Genomic DNA, 17,163 nt, shown 5'->3' with positions numbered 1-17,163 from the left:
CATTCACGCGTTGCGCCCCGAATCGCGGCCGTTGAACCGATGACCGAACCGCGGTCGCGGTGCCGGTGGTTCGGGACGGGCCGCGGTGGGGTGCTGCGGCGGGGACTGCGCGATCTGCGCACCGGAATCCGTAAGCGGTGCCACATTGGCCCGGCGCAGCGTGCGCGCGAACTCGCGAGCGCCCTCCACGGCCTCCTGCCCGTCCGCCTCGGAGCTGATGCGCATGACCACGTCCTCGCTCGCGGCAGTGCCCGTGTAACCGTGGTCCGCCTGGCACTCGGGGTCCTCGCACATCGCGGGATACAGCTCGAGCTGTTGGGTCCCGGTCCAGCTCACGGCCAGGTTCAGCTCCATGATCGCGGTGCCCGGGACGTAGTTCTGCGGCTGGTGGTACGCGTAACTCAGCGTGACCGAGCGGATCTGGGAGATCGGCACGGTCTCGGACGAGACCCGAGCCACGGTGTCCGAACCGTTCTCGTCATACTGTTGGTCGTCCACGTGCGTGATGTGCAGGACGTCCTCCGCGAGCACGAGGGCCGTGATGTGCCGGTGCAACTCCGTGTTGGTGAAATGGGTTTCCAACTGCACCAGGTGGGACACCGGGCGCCGCCCGTCCAGGGAGTCCATGACCACGTCCGTGACCAGTTGCGGATAGAAACCCGCCTTCTCGATGTCCTGGACCAGGCGCGATCCATCGGGTGCTGAGTATGTCATGGCGCCATTGTCCTCCACCGCGCCGCCCGGGGCACATTGCGACCCTTCGCGGTCCGGCACACGGCGCAACCCTCCGCCGCCCGGCGCCTCACGGGGCCACCACGCACGAAACCGTGCCGTCCTCGAGCTTCGAACAGATCGGGGTCACGTCCGTGGTGGGCGCCGGTTCCGGGTCCCTCGTGGGAGAGATGGTGGGGGCCGGTGTCTGCGCCGGTGACGGATCACCGCCCCACTGCACCAGCACGGGGCCGAGCCACAGGTACCCCGCGGCGAGGGCCAGGAGCGCGAGCGTGAGCGCTAGGACCCACCACGGCCAGCGGACCGCTCGCCGAGAGTGCGGCTCCCGTTCGTCCGCCGTGCCACCCGGGTCCACGACGCCGCCGGCTCCCGTGTCCGCTTCTCGCCCTCTGGCAGCCAGACCGGTTGCGGTACCCACGGCAGTGATACCGGCGGGGTTCACGCCCATGAAGCCCGCAGGATCCACGATCGTGATCTCCTCGGACCGGTCCGGGGCGCTCGCCCCTCCCGAGGTGCCCACGGGGTGCCTTTCGAGCATCGCGGGCGCGCCCTCCACGGGGTTCAGCCACTCGGTCGTGTCCTGCCCGGCACCGGTTCCGATCGCGTGCGCAGCGGTCACCTCCTTCACGGGGGCGAAGGGGCGCAACCGGTCACCGCCGCGCTCGGCCATGGGCCGGTGCTCACCCCCGGCGATCACCTTCCGGTGCACCGCGTGCCACGCGATGGGCGCCTCCGTGGTCCCGCCCGCCCCGGGAGGTAACCGCGCGGCGTCGAGCACCGGGGACAGCTCACGCTCCGTGGTGGGTTCGAGGACATCGAAGACCTCGAACGGCTCGCCATCCACCGTCTCGCTGGGCCGGTCTCGGCGGGCGGCCGCCGTGGCCGTGAGACTCGCGAGCAGCTGGTCGGCGGCGCGCGTGCGCTCTGCGGGCACGATGCTGAGCAGTCCGGCCACGCCCGCGCGTAACAGCGGGGAACCCCCGAACAAGCCGAGGCGGGCCACGTCCTCCGGGCGCAAGGGGTCGCCACTGAGATCCACCTCGGGCAGGACCATGCGCACCGCCGTGACCCCGGCGGCATAGAGGTCCATGGTGCGAGACGGATTCCCCGGGGCGTACGCCTCGGTCGGCAGGTACCCGGGGGTACCCACCACGGTGCCGGCGTGCGTGAGGCGCGCATCGGTCATGCGCACGGCGATCCCGAAGTCTGCGAGCCGGGCCACGGGGGTCCCCGAACCCGTAGGTTCGAGCAGCACGTTGGCGGGCTTGACGTCCCGGTGCACCCAGCCGTGCTCGTGGACGAAGCGCAGTGCCTCGAGCAGCTGACACATCAGCTCCTCCGCGAGCCAGTCCGCCACGGGACCGTTGTCCTGCAGCGCGGCCTCGAGGGTGCCCCCGGACACGAGCTCCATGGCGATGGCCACGTGTTCGTCCTCCGCAGCCCAGCCGTACGGAGCCACGACGTGCGGGTGCTCGAGGTCCACGGACTGTTCCCGCACGAAGCGCAACAGCTCCGCCGAATCACGCTGCCGCAACACCTTGGCCGCGCATTCCCTGCCCCGGCGCAGGTCGTGGGCTCGCCACACGGCCCCGCTGCCACCCTCGGCGATGGGTGTCAGCAGTTCGAAGCGTCCGGCAATCGTGTCCCGCACTCGGTTCGCGGTCCCGTGCTAGCCCAGCATGGCGCGCCGGGCGCTGTCCGTGCGTTGTCCCGGGTCCCCGATCTTGACCGCGGCAGAGAGCACCGTGACGACGGATCCGGAGAGCACGACCGGGTTCAGTTCCAGGAACGCGATCTCGGGGAAGCGGTCCTTGAGAAAGGCCACATGGTTGATCAGCTGCTCCAATCCGGTGGTGTCCACGGGTGGGACGCCCTGGTAGCCGAACAGTTTCCGCGCGGCCTTGGGCGCGCGCACCATGCGGGTGATGTCCCGGTCGGTCAGCGGGGGCACGCGGTGGGCCCAGTCGTCCAGCAGGTGCACGGCGTCCCCGGCCATCCCGAAGGACAGGACGGGACCGATGAGTGGGTCCTCCGCGGCGCGCACCACCACGGTCTGTCCCGTGGGCGCCATGGACTGCACCTCGAAATCGCTCGCGTTCCAGCTCGCGAGCGTGCGCTTCATGGTCTCGATCGCGGCACCCAGTTGGTCCGCGTTCGCGATGTTGAGCACCACGCCACCCAGGTCCAGGCGGTGGCGCAGGAACGGGTCCGTGGACTTCAGGGCCACGGGGTAGCCGAGCCGTTCGGCGGCGGCGTACGCGGCCTCCGGGTCCGTGAACCGCACGGACTCGAGCACTCGGATCCCCGCGAGACCCAGCAGCTCGTTGCGCTCGGCGATCTCCAGTTCGTAGAGCGCGTCCCCGCTGATCTTCTCGCGCAGCCGTTCCAGGAACTTCTCGACGCCGTCGGAATCGAACTCCTCGGGCGACACCATCACGCCCTGGTCCTGCGAGCGCCATGTCATGTAGTCCACGACGCTCGCGAGCGCGCTCAGGGCGGCGCCGGGCGAATCGAAGCACGGCAGGGCGGCGTCGTCCGCGGTGTGCACGGACGTGGTCATGGCCTCGGGGCCGTGCTGACCCGTGAACACGACCACGGTCGTTCGGTCGGCGTCGCGCGCGGCCCGGGCGACGTCGCTCGCGAGCGCCGCGGTGTCCAGGCCGCGCACGGGCATGAGCAGGAGCACGACGCTGTCGACCGCATCCGACGAGAGCTGAGCGCGCACGGCGTCCAGGACGGCCTCGTGCGCCCGCTCGGGCCCGTTGGAGGTGTCCACGGTGCCGTCCACGACGGCGGGGTCGAGCCGTAGGCGCAGGGCCGTGTCCTCGGCGAGCTGCGCGAGCGCGAGCGCGTTCGAGACCACGGCCACGCGCGGGGAGGCGGGCAGCGGCTGGCTCTCCGCGATCGCGGCGATGTCGAGCAACTGCTCGGCCGTGGTCGCACGGATCACCCCGGCCTGGCGAAACATCGCGTCGAGCGCGCCGGTCGGGGCCTGGGTGACCCGGCCCGTGTGGCCCGGCGGGAGCCGCAGGCCGGTGACCTCGGACTTCGCGACGATCACGGGCTTGCTCAGCGAGAGCCTGCGCGCAATGCGCGAGAACTTGCGCGGGTTGCCCACCGACTGCAGGTAGAGACCGCACACCGTGGTGGCGGGGTCGTCCTCCCAGTACTGCATGAGGTCGTTGCCGGAGACGTCCGCGCGGTTCCCCGCCGAGAGGTAGCTGGACATCCCCACGCCGTGGCGCTGCGCGGCACCGTAGAGCATGGTGCCGATCGCCCCGGACTGGGAGAACAGTCCCAGTCCTCCGCGGCGCGGCAACTCGGGCAGAACGGACGCGTTGAGCGAGACCTCCGGATCGGTCGTGAACAGACCCAGGCTCGCTGGGCCCACCACGCGCATCCCCGCGGCGCGGGCGATCCGCACCAGGCGGCGCTGGGCGGCCGCGCCCTCCGCACCGTCCTCGGCGTAACCGCCCGTCATCACGACGACGGCGCGCACTCCCGCCCTGCCGCACTGCGTCACGGTCTCCTCCACCGATTCGCGCGGCACCGCGATCACCGCGAGGTCCACGGTGCCCTCGATCTCGTCGAGGGACGAGACGAAGTGCAGCCCGTCACGCTCGTACGGGGAATGACCTACGCCGTAGAGCGTGCCCGTGTACCCGCCCGTGAGGATGCCCTCGACCGCGTGGAACCCCGCGTGGTCCCGGTTCGCGGACGCCCCCACGACCGCCACGGTGGCCGGTGTCAGCAGGTCCGTGATGGACCGGGCCTCCGCGCGGTGCTCGCGCGCGGCCATCACCGCGAGCGACTTCTCGGTGGGGTCGATGTCGAAGTCCACGACCACCACGCCGTCCTCGAACTGACGGGAGACGTCGTAACCGGCCTCCACGAAGACGTGGAGCATCTTGCGGTTCTCGGGCAGCACCTCCGCGGTGAAGCGGTCGATCCCGTTCTCGCGGGCGGCGGCGGCCAGGTGCTCCAACAGGATGGACCCGATTCCCCGCCCCTGGTGGTGATCGGAGATCATGAATGCGACCTCCGCCGAGCGCTGCGTGGTGCGGTCGTAGCGGCCCACACCGATCATCCGCTCCCCCAGGATCAGCACGAAGCACACGCGGTCCCGGTGGTCCACCGTGGAGAAGCGGTCCAGTTCCCGCTGGGACAGGGTCGGTTTGTAGGAGAAGAACCGCAGGTAGATGCTGTCCTCGGACTGCCCGGAGTGGAACTCCTGGAGCAGGTCCTGGTCCTTGGGGCTGATGGGGCGCAGGTGCGCGGTGGCGCCGTCGCGCAGGATGACGTCCGCCTCCCAGTACTCGGGGTAGGTCTGCTGCGGCGCGGCGTCGTCGGTGGTACCCATAGACTTCAGAGTAGCCAACCGCATGCTCCGGTCACAGGAGCACGCCCTGATTTCAAGGAGTTGCCCCTCGATGGCTCGTCGCCGCTCAGCCACGCGTTCTCCCCAGGACGAACTGCCCAAGGACTTCACCGAGCACATCGTGGACGTGGACGTCACGCAGGAGATGGAGACGAGCTTCCTGGAGTACTCCTACTCCGTGATCTACTCCCGCGCGCTGCCGGACGCCCGGGACGGTCTCAAGCCCGTGCAGCGGCGGATCCTGTTCATGATGGACCAGATGGGCCTGCGCCCGGACCGCGGCCACGTCAAGAGTGCGCGCGTGGTGGGCGAGGTCATGGGCAAGCTGCACCCCCACGGTGACGCCGCGATCTACGACGCCATGGTCCGCATGGCGCAGTCCTTCGCGATGCGCGTGCCACTCGTGGACGGGCACGGCAACTTCGGGTCGCTCGACGACGGTCCGGCGGCCCCGCGCTACACGGAGGCCCGGATGGCCCCGGCCGCGCGCACGCTCACGGGTGACCTCGACGAGGACGTCGTGGACTTCGTGCCCAACTACGACAACCAGTTCCAGCAGCCCGCGGTGCTGCCGGCCGCGTACCCCAACCTGCTCGTCAACGGGGCCACCGGGATTGCGGTGGGCATGGCCACGAACATGGCACCGCACAACATGCGTGAGGTCGCGGCCGGGGCCCGGCACCTCATCCTGAACCCCGAGGCCACGCTCGAGGAACTCATGCGGTTCATCCCCGGTCCGGACCTGCCCTCCGGCGGTCGGATCGTGGGCCTCGAGGGCGTGCGGGACGCCTACCGCACCGGGCGGGGTTCGTTCCGCACGCGCGCCACGGTCTCCGTGGAACAGGTCTCGCCCCGCAAGCAGGGCATCGTGGTGACCGAGCTGCCGTACATGGTGGGCCCCGAGAAGGTCACCGAGAAGATCAAGGACGCGGTCCAGGCCAAGAAGCTCGCCGGGATCTCGGACGTCGTGGACCTCACCGACCGCACCAACGGGCTGCGCCTGGTCATCGAGCTCAAGAACGGTTTCAACCCGCAGGCCGTGCTCGCGCAGCTGTACAAGCACACACCGCTCGAGGAGTCCTTCGGGATCAACAACGTGGCTCTCGTGGAGGGTCAGCCCCGCACCATGGGGCTGCTCGAGCTGTTGCGGGTCTACAGCGACCACCGGATCAGTGTGGTGCGCCGGCGCACCGCGTTCCGCCTGGCCAAGCGGCAGAACCGGTTGCACCTCGTGGAGGGGTTGCTGATCGCGATCCTCGACATCGACGAGGTCATCCAGATCATCCGTTCCTCCGAGGAGACGGCCGAGGCCCGGGACCGGTTGATCGCGGTCTTCGACCTCTCCCGCGCGCAGTCCGAGCACATCCTGGAACTGCGGTTGCGTCAGCTGACCAAGTTCTCCCGGATCGAGCTCGAGGCCGAGCGGGACACCCTGCAGCGGGAGATCGCCGAACTCGAGGCAATCCTGGGCTCGGAGACCGCGCTGCGCGGCGTCGTCGCGGACGAGCTCACCGAGACCGCGGAGAAGTTCGGTGACGAGCGGCGCACCGTGCTGCTCGAGGCCGAGGACCTGCCCGCGGTCACCGCGGAGAACGCGCGCGGGAAGAAGAACGCGGCACCGTCCGTGGCGCTCGAGATCAGCGACGACCCGTGCTGGGTGTTCCTGTCCACGACCGGGCGGATCGCCCGCAGTGCCGTGCGCACCCCGCTCGCTGACGGCTCGCGGCGCTTCAAGCACGACGCCCTGACGAGCGTGGTGCCCTCGACGGCGCGCGGGGAGATCGCCGCGATCACGTCCACGGGCCGGATGCTGCGCGTCTCGTGCGTGGACGTGCCCGTGCTGCAGGAGTTCGACGGCGTTCCCCGCCTCGCGGACGGCGTGCCCGCCGCGGACTTCCTGGGTCTGGACAAGAACGAGACGCTCGTGGGACTCGTGCCCAGCAATGCCGTGTTCGCGATTGGGACCGCGGACGGCGTGGTCAAACGCGTGAACCCCGACTACCCGCTGAACCTGGACCAGTGGCCCGCGATCAAGCTCAAGGACGGGGACTCGGTGGTGGGTGTGGGTGCCGCGCCGGTCGACGCGGAACTCGTGTTGGTCTCCTCGGACGCCAAGCTGCTGCACTTCCCCGCATCCGCGGTGCGCCCCCAGGGCCGAACGGCCGGTGGCGTGGCCGGGATGAAACTCGCGGCGGACGAGCACGTGATCTTCTTCGGGGCGGTGGCACCGAGCGAGTCCACCGTGGTGGTCACCCAGGCCCGCAGTGACGGTCAGCTGCCCGAGATGGGCGAGGCGTCCGTGAAGGTCACCCCGCTCTCGGAATTCCCCGCCAAGGGCCGCGCGACCGCCGGTGTGCGGGCCCAGCGACTACTCGCGGGTGAGACCGGGTTGACCCTGGCGTGGGTCGGCCACGGGCCGGGCAAGGCCGTGTCCGCGGCGGGCGTCGCGCGATCGCTCCCCGTGGAGTATGGGCGCCGGGACGGTTCCGGTGTGGGCATCGACCGTGCGGTCGCAGCCGTGGGACCCGCGCTCAGAGGTCTCCCCGTGCCGGGGACCACGACGAATGGGGAGTCAGCCGCGGAGGACGAATGACCCGCGGACCGGGCGCCGCGGAGGAGGATGGATCGGCGACGGTCGGCGACCGACCCGCGCACGGGGCGACGGCGGCGTCACCCGCGGACGACCGACCGTCCGGGGCGTCGCGCCGCCCGGCGCGTGAGACGGCGCCGCTGCCCGAGCACACCACCTGAGGCGCTCAGGCGTCGATCTGCTCCTGGTTGAGCTGGGCGGCACCGGCCACGATGAAGTCCTTGCGCGGGGCCACCTGCGAGCCCATGAGCAGGGAGAACGCGCGCTCGGCGGCCTCGGCGTCGGACACGCGCACGCGCCGCAGGACACGGTGGCGGATGTCCATCGTGGTCTCCGCGAGCTGATCGGCGTCCATCTCCCCCAGGCCCTTGTAGCGCTGGATGGGCTCCTTGTACCGGCGATCCTGCTCCTCGAGGCTGCCCAGCAGCGTGTCGAGTTCGCGCTCCGAATACGTGTAGACCATCTCGTTGGGCTTGGAGCCCGGGTTGACGATCTGCACCCGGTGCAGCGGGGGCACCGCGGCGTAGACCCGTCCGGCCTCCACGAGCGGGCGCATGTAGCGGTAGAAGAGCGTGAGCAACAGGGTGCGGATGTGGGCGCCGTCCACGTCCGCGTCCGTCATCATGATGACCTTGCCGTAGCGGGCGGCGTCCAGGTCGAAGCTGCGACCCGACCCGGCCCCGATTACCTGGATCAGGGCCGCGCACTCGGCGTTCGCGAGCATGTCCGTGATCGAGGCCTTCTGCACGTTCAGGATCTTGCCGCGGATCGGCAACAACGCCTGGTAGTTGGAGTTGCGGGCGAGCCGGGCGGTGCCGAGCGCAGAGTCACCCTCCACGATGAACAGCTCCGAGCGGTCCACGTCCGCGGAACGGCACTCCACGAGTTTCGTGGGCATCGACGACGTCTCGAGCGCGTTCTTGCGCCGCTGGGTCTCCTTGTGCACTCGGGCCGAGATCCGGGACTTCATCTCCGCAACGACCTTCTCGAGCAGCTGACCGGCCTGGGCCCTGTCGTCCCGCTTCTTGGAGGTCAGCTGCTTGGTGAGCTCCGCCTCCACGACCTTGGCGACGATCTGGCGCACCGCAGGGGTGCCCAGCACCTCCTTGGTCTGCCCCTCGAACTGGGGTTCGGCCAACCGGACCGTGAGCACCGCGGTGAGCCCGGCCAGGACGTCGTCCTTCTCGAGCTTGTCGTTACCCGCCTTGAGCTTGCGGGAGTTGGTCTCCACCTGCTTGCGCAGGGTCTTGAGCAGCGCATTCTCGAAACCGCTTAAGTGGGTGCCACCCTTGGGCGTGGCGATGATGTTGACGAACGAGCGCACCGTGCTGTCGTACCCCACGCCCCAGCGCAGGGCCACGTCCACCTCGCACGTGCGATCGACGTCGGTGAGCCGGGCGTGTCCGGACTCGTCGAGGACGGGGACCCGCTCGGTGAAACTGCCCTGCCCCTGCAGCCGCCACACGTCGGTGACGGGCGCGTCCGCGGCGAGGAACTCCGCGAACTCCGAGATCCCGCCGTCGTACTGGAAGACCTCCTCCACGGGACCGTCCGCGCCCGGTGTACCCGGCAGGCGGCGTTCGTCCTGCACGGTGATCTTCAGCCCGGGGATCAGGAACGCGGTCTGGCGGGCGCGGCGCACGAGCTCCTCGGTGGAGAAGCGCGCGTCCGGGGTGAAGATCTGATCGTCGGCCCAGTAGCGGATCCGTGTGCCGGTGACGCCGCGCTTGGCTCTGCCCACGACCTGCAGGTGCGAGTCGGTCGTGAACGCCTCGAACGGTGCACTCGGGGACGGCGCCCCTTTGTCCGTGAACGTCCCGGGCTCACCGCGCTTGAACGACATCTGGTATGTCTTGCCGCCACGGTCCACCTGCACGTCCAGGCGCGCGGACAACGCATTGACCACCGAGGCACCCACGCCGTGCAGCCCGCCCGACGCCGTGTACGAACCGCCGCCGAACTTGCCGCCGGCGTGCAGTTTGGTGAACACGACCTCCACGCCCGTGAGGCCCGTGCGGGGTTCGGTGTCGATGGGGATGCCGCGACCGTCGTCGTGGACCTCCACGCACCCGTCCCGGTGCAGGATCACCGTGATGTCCTGGCCGTACCCCGCGAGCGCCTCGTCGACGGAGTTGTCGATGATCTCCCACAGGCAGTGCATTAGACCGCGCGAGTCCGTGGAGCCGATGTACATGCCCGGGCGTTTGCGTACCGCCTCGAGGCCCTCCAGGACGGAGAGGTGGCGGGCGTTGTATTCGGAACGGGACGGTGTCACGGTGGTGCTACTCCGGGGTTCGGGGGCGGCCCGCGGGCGGTGCGGGACCATCCCACTGTAGTCGGCACCCGGGGTTTGTGCGCGGTGGGCGAAACAGGGCCTTCGTGGGAAGCATTGACTGCGCGCGTGGGTTGTACTGGTACGTGCGATCGGGGCGTGACACCCCTGATGGCCGTGCGGCGGCTCAGATGAGCGCCGTCGCATTCCGTACCCCGTGAGGAGGATCCCATGAACGCGACACTCGAAGCGCGTGAACTTAACGCGACCCACCGTTGCGACGCCTGCGGTGCCCAGGCATACGTCCGCGTGGTCCTCGAATCCACCGGTGGCGAGCTGCTGTTTTGCGCCCACCACGCTCGTGCGAACGAGGAGAAGCTGCGCCCGTTGGCCGCCACGTGGCAGGACGAGACGCAGCACATCGGCGCCTGAGCGACAGGCCCACCCGCGGCGTTCCGGTCCCCCGCCGGAACGCCCGGACACGAAGGAAGGCGCGCATCCTCGGATGCGCGCCTTCCTTGTCATGTGTCCTTTACATCATGTGTCCCTCACGGGCCGGGCTTGCGGCCCCACAGGATCACGTTGGTGCCCAGGTACTTGGTCTCGAAGTCCACGTCCGTGAAGCCGGCTTCGCGCATGAGCTGCGCGACCTGCGCGGGCTGCATGAATCCGAGGGTGGAGCTCTCCAGGTAGGAGTAAGCGTCCTTGTCCTTGGCGACCACCCGTCCCAACAGGGGCAACACGATCCGCATCCCCGCGGTGACCGCGAGCTTGAGCAGCCCCCGGGGCGGTGCCGTCTCCAGGACGACCACCCGCCCCCCAGGCGAGAGCACACGGAACTGTTCGCTGAGTACGCGCGGGACGTCGCTCACGTTGCGCAGCAGGTAACCGTGGGTCACCGCGTCGAAGGATTCGTCCGCGTACTCCAGCGAGTGGGCGTCCGCGAACTCCCACGCGATGCCGTCCGCGCCGGGCTTCGTGCGGGCGCGCTCGAGCATGTTCTCGGAGAAGTCCACCGCCGTGATCTCGGCGCGGGGTTCACGACGCCGCGCGGCCAGCGCGATCTCCCCCGTGCCCGTGGCGATGTCCAGCAGCCGGCCGCCCGGCGTCACGGCCGCCCGCTGGGCCACCTCGCGGCACCACTGGGCGTGCCGACCCAGGGTCATCAGCGTGTTGATCCGGTCGTAGGAGTCCGTGATCCGCTCGAAGATGCCCTGGACCGTCGTATCCCGTTCGGTCATGGAGTGCTTACCGTTCTTGTTCACCGAGGACATCAGTCCAGGTAGTCCCGCAGCACCTGGGAGCGGGACGGGTGACGCAGCTTGGACATGGTCTTGGACTCTATCTGGCGAATCCGCTCACGGGTGACGCCGTAGACCTTCCCGATTTCGTCCAGGGTCTTGGGCTGACCGTCCGTGAGCCCGAAGCGCATGGCCACCACGCCGGCCTCGCGTTCGGAGAGCGTGTCCAGCACCGAGTGCAACTGCTCCTGCAGCAGCGTGAAGGACACGGCGTCCGCGGGGACCACGGCCTCGGAGTCCTCGATCAGGTCGCCGAACTCGGAGTCACCGTCCTCACCGAGCGGGGTGTGCAACGAAATGGGCTCGCGACCGTACTTCTGGACCTCCACGACCTTCTCCGGGGTCATGTCGAGCTCGTTGGCGAGCTCCTCCGGGGTGGGTTCGCGCCCCAGGTCCTGCAGCATCTGGCGCTGCACGCGGGCCAGCTTGTTGATGACCTCGACCATGTGCACCGGGATGCGGATGGTGCGGGCCTGGTCCGCCATGGCGCGGGTGATGGCCTGGCGGATCCACCACGTGGCGTACGTGGAGAACTTGAAGCCCTTGGTGTAGTCAAACTTCTCGACCGCGCGGATCAGGCCCAGGTTGCCCTCCTGAATCAGGTCCAGGAACAGCATGCCGCGGCCCGTGTAGCGCTTGGCCAGGGACACCACGAGGCGCAGGTTGGCCTCGAGCAGGTGGTTCTTGGCGCGGCGGCCGTCGTGGATCACCCAGCGGTAGGCGCGGCGGGTGTCCGCGTCCATGGAGTCCTGTTCGTCCGCGAACTTGTGCTCGGCGTACAGCCCGGCCTCGATGCGCAGGGCCAGGTCCACCTCCTGCTCCGCGTTGAGCAGCGCGACCTTTCCGATCTGCTTGAGGTAGTCCTTGACGGGGTCCGCGGTGGCACCAGCGACGACCACCTGCTGGGCGGGAGCGTCGTCGTCGTCGTTGTTGGTCAGCACGAAGCCGCGCGCACTCTTGTCCTGGCGGCCCTTCATGAGCGGGGCCGATTCCTCCACTGAGGCCTGCTGGGACTCCTGGGTGTCCTCGTCCTCGAGGTCCTCCGGGGTGTCCTCGGGCACCAATTCGTCCTCGGCGAGCGCCTCCTCGACGGGATCCGCCTTCTTCCGACCGCGTCCGCCCGCGGGGGCCTTGGCGGCGGGCTTCGCGGCGGTTTTGGTGGTCTTGCGGGTGCCCGTGGACTTGGCGGTGCCCTCCGCGGAGTCCGCGGTGGTCTTGGTGCGGGTCGTGGACTTGGTCGCCGCGGTCTTGGTCGCGGCCGTCTTCTTGGCGGCGGTCTTCCGGGTGGCGGTCTTCTTCGCCGCGGGCGCGGCGGTGTCTGTCTCGTTCGACGCCGCCGCGTCCGATGTGGCAGCGGTGGTCTGCGACGACGCCGCGGCGGTCCCCCGCGTGGCGGAAGCGCTCTTCTTAGCGGCGGTGCTCTTGCGCGCCACAGTCTTCTTGGCCGCGGCGGCCCTCTTCACGGCGGGCTTCTTAGCAGCGCCACTCGTGCTAGCGCCGCCCGTGCCTGCCTGAGAAGTGGTCTCAGCGGGGTCCGTCTGCGCCGTGGAGGCCTGAGAAGCGGACGCGGTCTTGCTGGCAGCTGGTGACACGGAGAACCTTTCGTTGGACAGATCTACGGGTGCGCACCGCATCAGCGGCCAACACACCTATGACCCTGTCAAGTCCGGCGTGGTGACACGGGGTCCCGCCGAGACTCTGAGGGCCTTATTCGCCCTAACACCGACCCTTCGCAGTTTGTTCCCGCACACCATGAAAAAATTTCGCCCGCCCCCGTTACCTCTAGCGATGTGCCCCCATCACCCCTGGTCCGAGGCACCGCGTTCCCACATGCCCCGGCCCGGCCACGCGGTACTTCGGTCCACGCACCACCACGGCGTGGGCTGGTGCCGCAACCGGTGCGCCACGTCGGCCGCCGCGGAACGGCCGGGCATCACGGATCGTTCGGACCCCGCGGCACCCTCCCGGTTCGCGCAGCGTGCGAGCAACCGCGACGCCGTGTGGGCGCGACCCCGGTACACCTCGAGCTGCGCCAAGGTGGCCACGACGCTCGCGGCAGCCGCGGTCAAGGGTTGCCGGTCACTCGAGGGGTTTGGGTCACTTGACGGCTCTCGGTCACCCGACGTCTCCCGGGAATCCGACAAGTCTCGAGGACCCAACGACTCCCGCGAGCCCGCCACGATCTCGGTAGGGTCGGCGAGCGGGTCGCGCCCCGCACCCAGAATCCCGTCCAGCACCTGCAACACCCGGTACGCACCGTCCAGGGTGTCCCAGTCCGGCGGGCCGTCCCATTCCCCGGCCACCGCGACCACGCAGCGCAGGGCCTCGTCGATCTCGTCCTGCGAGGGCTCGGACCCCGCGATGCCGCCGCCCAGTCGCACCATGGCGGCCCGCAACCCTGCGAGCGCCGCCGCGGCCCGAGCGGTGCTCCCGCTCAACCACGCGTACAGCAGCGCGTCCCGGACGAGGTCGTCGTGCACCCCCTCGATCAGCAGCGCGAGATGTCCGTCCGACAGACCCAGGACGGCATCCACCCAGTGCTGCCTGTCCGCCTGGACGCAACGCACCGCACGGTGCCACGCCGTCAACGGATGCCGCGGATCGGGGTAGATGGTGGGCGGCGTCGGACCCGGCACCGTGGTCCGCGTAGGTGCGGGATCGCCGTCGTCCGTGCGCAGTAGCTCCCACGCACGCGTGACATGCTGTGCCCTCCGGGCGAACCGGTGCCGCCACCGCGGGTGGTGCTCGGGCGCATCCGGTTCGGCAGCGCTACCCAGAGCGATCATCTGGGCGTTGACCGCGCTGTCCCGGATCAGCTCGACGGGCAACGCCCGGTCCGGTTCCGCGAGGTCCCACCAGTGCTGCGGACCCACCACGAGGGTGCGTAACACGGTGAGTCCTGCCTGTTCCACGGCGCACTCCCACCGGGCCGCGGCCACGGCCTCGCGATCCACCCCGCCCTCGAGGGCCTGGTCCGAGTACACCGTCACGACCACCTCCCCGCAGTGACGCACACGCGCGAGGACCTCGGCGAGCTCCGCACCGAGCTCGTACGGATCGGTCTCCACGGTGGGTGAGTTCATGCTCAGGCACAGGGCGCTGCTGTCGGCCACGGGGAAGAACAGCACCGAGGTGTTACGGGGCTGGCGACCCACCTGATGAGGGATCAGCGCGAGGAGGTCCTCGGTGCTGCGGATGCGAACGGTGTCGGCGGCTTCATGGGAAATGGTCATGACGCCACCCTGGCGACCGGACGCCCCTCGGTGGGGTCGGTCCGCGCGCATGTGCACGAGCTCGCTCCCGACACACCCCGGGGCGGTGCTGTGGAGGGCGCTTGCCGCGGTGGACGAAGTGGGGCGCCGTCGGCGGTGGGCGAAGTGGGGTGCCGTCGGCGGTGGAGCGGTAGGGCGTGGCGAGCCGGAGCCGTAATGGGACGCGCGGCGCGGGTTCCCACTCACCCAGGGGTCAGACGGAATCGGGGCCGTGCACCCGGCGCACCTTGCGTGTGCAGCGAAGGATCGCGACCGTGCCCACGAGGGCCACGAGGGCCTGGGCGGCGATCGCGGGACGGAACGCATCGGCGTCGTACAGCGTGGGTGTGATCCCGGCGCCGAACAGCAGGTCGAGCACGAGCCCCGTGACGTAGATCGCGAGCAGGGACGCCGCGAACCCGCCCACGTTGGCGAGTCCCGTGGCGGTGCCGTTGCGCTGCGGCGGGTTGAAGGAGCGCACGATGTCGAACGCCAGCATGGACGCGGGCAGGGACAGAGCGATCATGCACACGGCCACGTAGACGACCACGGCGGGGGCGTGGCCCGGCCAGACGAGCAGTGCCGTCCACCCGGCCCAGCTCACGAGCACGCATGCCAGGGACAGTGTGGAGCGCCGGCGCGCGAAGCGCGCACTGAGTTTGCCGATCACCGGCGCCACCGCCACGTTGAACACCACGTACACGGTCATCACGGCGGAGGCCTGCGTGGGGTCCAGCCCCTGTGCGTTCTGCAGGTACGGGTACGCCCACATGAGGGCGAACGTGTTGCCCACGAACTGCACGGTGAAGTGGACCCAGAAGCCCAGCTGGGTCCCCGGTTCCTTGATGGCCTGCCCCATGGAGGTGCGCACGGTCGCCAAGGAGATCGCGTCGTTGAGCTCACGCGCGCCCGGCGGGTTGCTGCGCAGGAACAGGCCGGAGAGCACCGCGGCGAGCAGGGCGATCGCCGCCATGACCGCGAAGGACGGCACCCAGCCGACCACGTGGAGCAACGCCGCGAACGGGATCACGGAGAAGAGCTGGCCCAGGTTGCCCGTCATGCCCACGACCTGGGTGAGCATGGGTACCTTCAGCGCGGAGAACCACACGGGGAGCAAGCGCATGACGCACACGAACGTGGCGGCGTCGCCGGCGCCCACGAGGATGCGACCCACCACGCCCTCGGCCACGGACTGCGCCGCGGCCAATTGCAGTTGTCCCGCCGCCATGGCCACGGCCCCCACGGTGATGAGGATGCGCGGGCCGAACCGGTCCACGAGCACCCCCACGGGCACCTGTAGTGCCGCATAGACGAGCACCTGCATCATGGAGAACAGGGACAACCCCGAGGCCGCGGTCTGGAACCGGTCGGCGGCCTCCACCGTGGCCACGCCGAAACTCGTGCGCTGCGCGACCGCGGAGAAGTACGCGAAAACACCCACCGCGAAAATCAACCATGCGGTGGGTGAGTCCTTGTACCGGGACGGACGGGGTGCAACCGGTTCGGGCATGCGGATGGGCCTCCCACGGGCTCGGCGACGGAGGCCCGTGCATACCGGGTGCGGGGCCCTACTCTCGGTGGTCCTCCGGGTCGCTCTGCGCGGCCAGGAACGCCTCCGCGGCGGCACCGAGGTCGTCGGCGTCGGGCAGGTCGGCGTCGTCGGGCCCGGCGAGAATCGAACGACGGGCGGACGCGTCCACCACGTCATCGTATCGCCGTTCCATGTTCTGGATGACACCCTGGACCTCGGGCGAGGAGTTCGCCTGCGCGTCGATCTGACGGATCACGTCCCGGGAGGCCTCCCGCAGCTCGTCCGTGGGCAGAGTGCGCCCGGTCACGGCACTGAGATACTCGAGGGCCGCGACGGCCGCCTGCGGAAGGTAGGACTCCGCGAGGTACTGCGGCACGTGCACGGACAACCCCACGTGATCGATCCCACCCTCCTGCAATCGCAGTTCGAGCAGGTGCGAGGCGGATGCGCTGACCTCGAACGTGGGCTTGTTGCCGTCGATCCGGGGCAGCAGATCCGCACGCGGACCATGGGCGGTCACCAGGATGGGCCGCGTGTGCGGCACGGGCATGGGGATCCCTCCCACGAGCGCCACGAGACTCACCCGCAGTCGTTGCGCGAGCCCCACCACGGCGGAGCTGAACCGCTCCCACTGGGTGTCAGGCTCGGGTCCGGTGAGCAACAAGAAGTGCCGGTCCAGCCCGTCGGTGACCACATGCAGGTTCAGCTCGGGCGCCTCGAAGTCCTCGAAGTGGTCCTCCGAGAACTTCACGTGGGGGCGCCGGGAGCGGTAGTCGTAGAGCTGGTCCAGGTCGAAACGGACCACGGTCTCGCTCGGCATGGAGTCGAGGATGACGGCCTCGATCTGACCGGCCAGGTGGCCGGCTTCCACGTATCCGGACAGCGCCACGATCATGGGCAGCCCACGCAATCGCTCGTCTCCCAGCAACGCGGGATTCCCCAGATACAGGGCCGTGGGATCCAGCACACTTCCTCCTCGTCGAATCATGGGCGCGGCACAGGGGCGCCGACGCTCGTGAGAAGGGAACGCCCGGAGCGACCCCGCCTATTCCCCGCTTCCCCGGGGCTGTGCTGGCTAGGATCGGAGTCGTGCGCGCCACACGAACGC

Annotated in this window: 11 protein-coding genes; 2 read left to right on the top strand and 9 right to left on the bottom strand. The window is 69.7% G+C overall.

Translation table 11 applies throughout. The features are described from left to right. Positions 1-3: 3 nt before the first annotated feature. The 3 genes from RF637_RS07890 to RF637_RS07880 form a co-directional block, all read right to left on the bottom strand. Entirely contained in the window at positions 4-714 is a 711-nt protein-coding gene (locus tag RF637_RS07890) for a DUF5998 family protein (protein WP_035961403.1), read from the bottom strand. 88 nt (positions 715-802) lie between these two features. Beyond that, on the bottom strand, positions 803-2,383 hold the full coding sequence (locus tag RF637_RS07885; protein ID WP_368844532.1) for a serine/threonine-protein kinase: 1,581 nt from the start codon (positions 2,381-2,383) through the stop codon (positions 803-805). An 18-nt stretch (positions 2,384-2,401) separates the two neighbouring features. Then, on the bottom strand, positions 2,402-5,092 hold the full coding sequence (locus tag RF637_RS07880; protein ID WP_368844531.1) for a GNAT family N-acetyltransferase: 2,691 nt from the start codon (positions 5,090-5,092) through the stop codon (positions 2,402-2,404). A gap of 70 nt (positions 5,093-5,162) precedes the next feature. Here RF637_RS07880 and RF637_RS07875 point away from each other — a divergent pair, with 70 nt between their 5' ends. Further along, positions 5,163-7,703, top strand: a complete 2,541-nt coding sequence (locus RF637_RS07875) for a DNA topoisomerase (ATP-hydrolyzing) subunit A (protein ID WP_368835224.1) — start codon at positions 5,163-5,165, stop codon at positions 7,701-7,703. A gap of 163 nt (positions 7,704-7,866) precedes the next feature. Here the strand turns inward: RF637_RS07875 and RF637_RS07870 are convergent, their stop codons facing one another. Continuing rightward, the gene (locus RF637_RS07870) at positions 7,867-9,975 is read right to left on the bottom strand and encodes a type IIA DNA topoisomerase subunit B (protein ID WP_064847256.1); all 2,109 of its coding nucleotides are present in this window, start codon (positions 9,973-9,975) and stop codon (positions 7,867-7,869) included. Between the two features lie 228 nt (positions 9,976-10,203). On the opposite strand from RF637_RS07870, the gene RF637_RS07865 reads away from it, so the two are divergent. Then, entirely contained in the window at positions 10,204-10,404 is a 201-nt protein-coding gene (locus RF637_RS07865) for a hypothetical protein (RefSeq protein WP_035961388.1), read from the top strand. Between the two features lie 116 nt (positions 10,405-10,520). On the opposite strand, the gene RF637_RS07860 is transcribed toward RF637_RS07865, so the two are convergent. From RF637_RS07860 to RF637_RS07840, 5 genes are all read right to left on the bottom strand, one after another. Further along, positions 10,521-11,246 carry a ubiquinone/menaquinone biosynthesis methyltransferase gene (locus RF637_RS07860; protein WP_368844530.1) on the bottom strand — a complete coding sequence of 242 codons (726 nt, stop codon included), beginning with the start codon at positions 11,244-11,246 and terminating at the stop codon, positions 10,521-10,523. Further along, positions 11,246-12,865, bottom strand: coding sequence for an RNA polymerase sigma factor (locus RF637_RS07855; RefSeq protein ID WP_144996820.1), 1,620 nt, complete (start codon positions 12,863-12,865; stop codon positions 11,246-11,248). Before RF637_RS07855 ends, RF637_RS07860 begins: the two co-directional genes overlap by 1 nt. A gap of 207 nt (positions 12,866-13,072) precedes the next feature. Further along, positions 13,073-14,506, bottom strand: coding sequence for a DUF4192 family protein (locus tag RF637_RS07850; protein WP_144996822.1), 1,434 nt, complete (start codon positions 14,504-14,506; stop codon positions 13,073-13,075). Between the two features lie 232 nt (positions 14,507-14,738). After that, on the bottom strand, positions 14,739-16,034 hold the full coding sequence (locus RF637_RS07845) for a nitrate/nitrite transporter (RefSeq protein ID WP_064845178.1): 1,296 nt from the start codon (positions 16,032-16,034) through the stop codon (positions 14,739-14,741). A 58-nt stretch (positions 16,035-16,092) separates the two neighbouring features. Next, positions 16,093-17,022, bottom strand: coding sequence for a proteasome assembly chaperone family protein (locus tag RF637_RS07840; protein ID WP_179861265.1), 930 nt, complete (start codon positions 17,020-17,022; stop codon positions 16,093-16,095). Between the last annotated feature and the right edge of the window lie 141 nt (positions 17,023-17,163).

The organism is Kocuria sp. CPCC 204721 (assembly GCF_040980945.1).
GTDB lineage: Bacteria > Actinomycetota > Actinomycetes > Actinomycetales > Micrococcaceae > Kocuria > Kocuria marina.
Note: the sequence above shows the minus strand (reverse complement) of the source record. Positions and strands in the feature narration are given on the sequence as shown.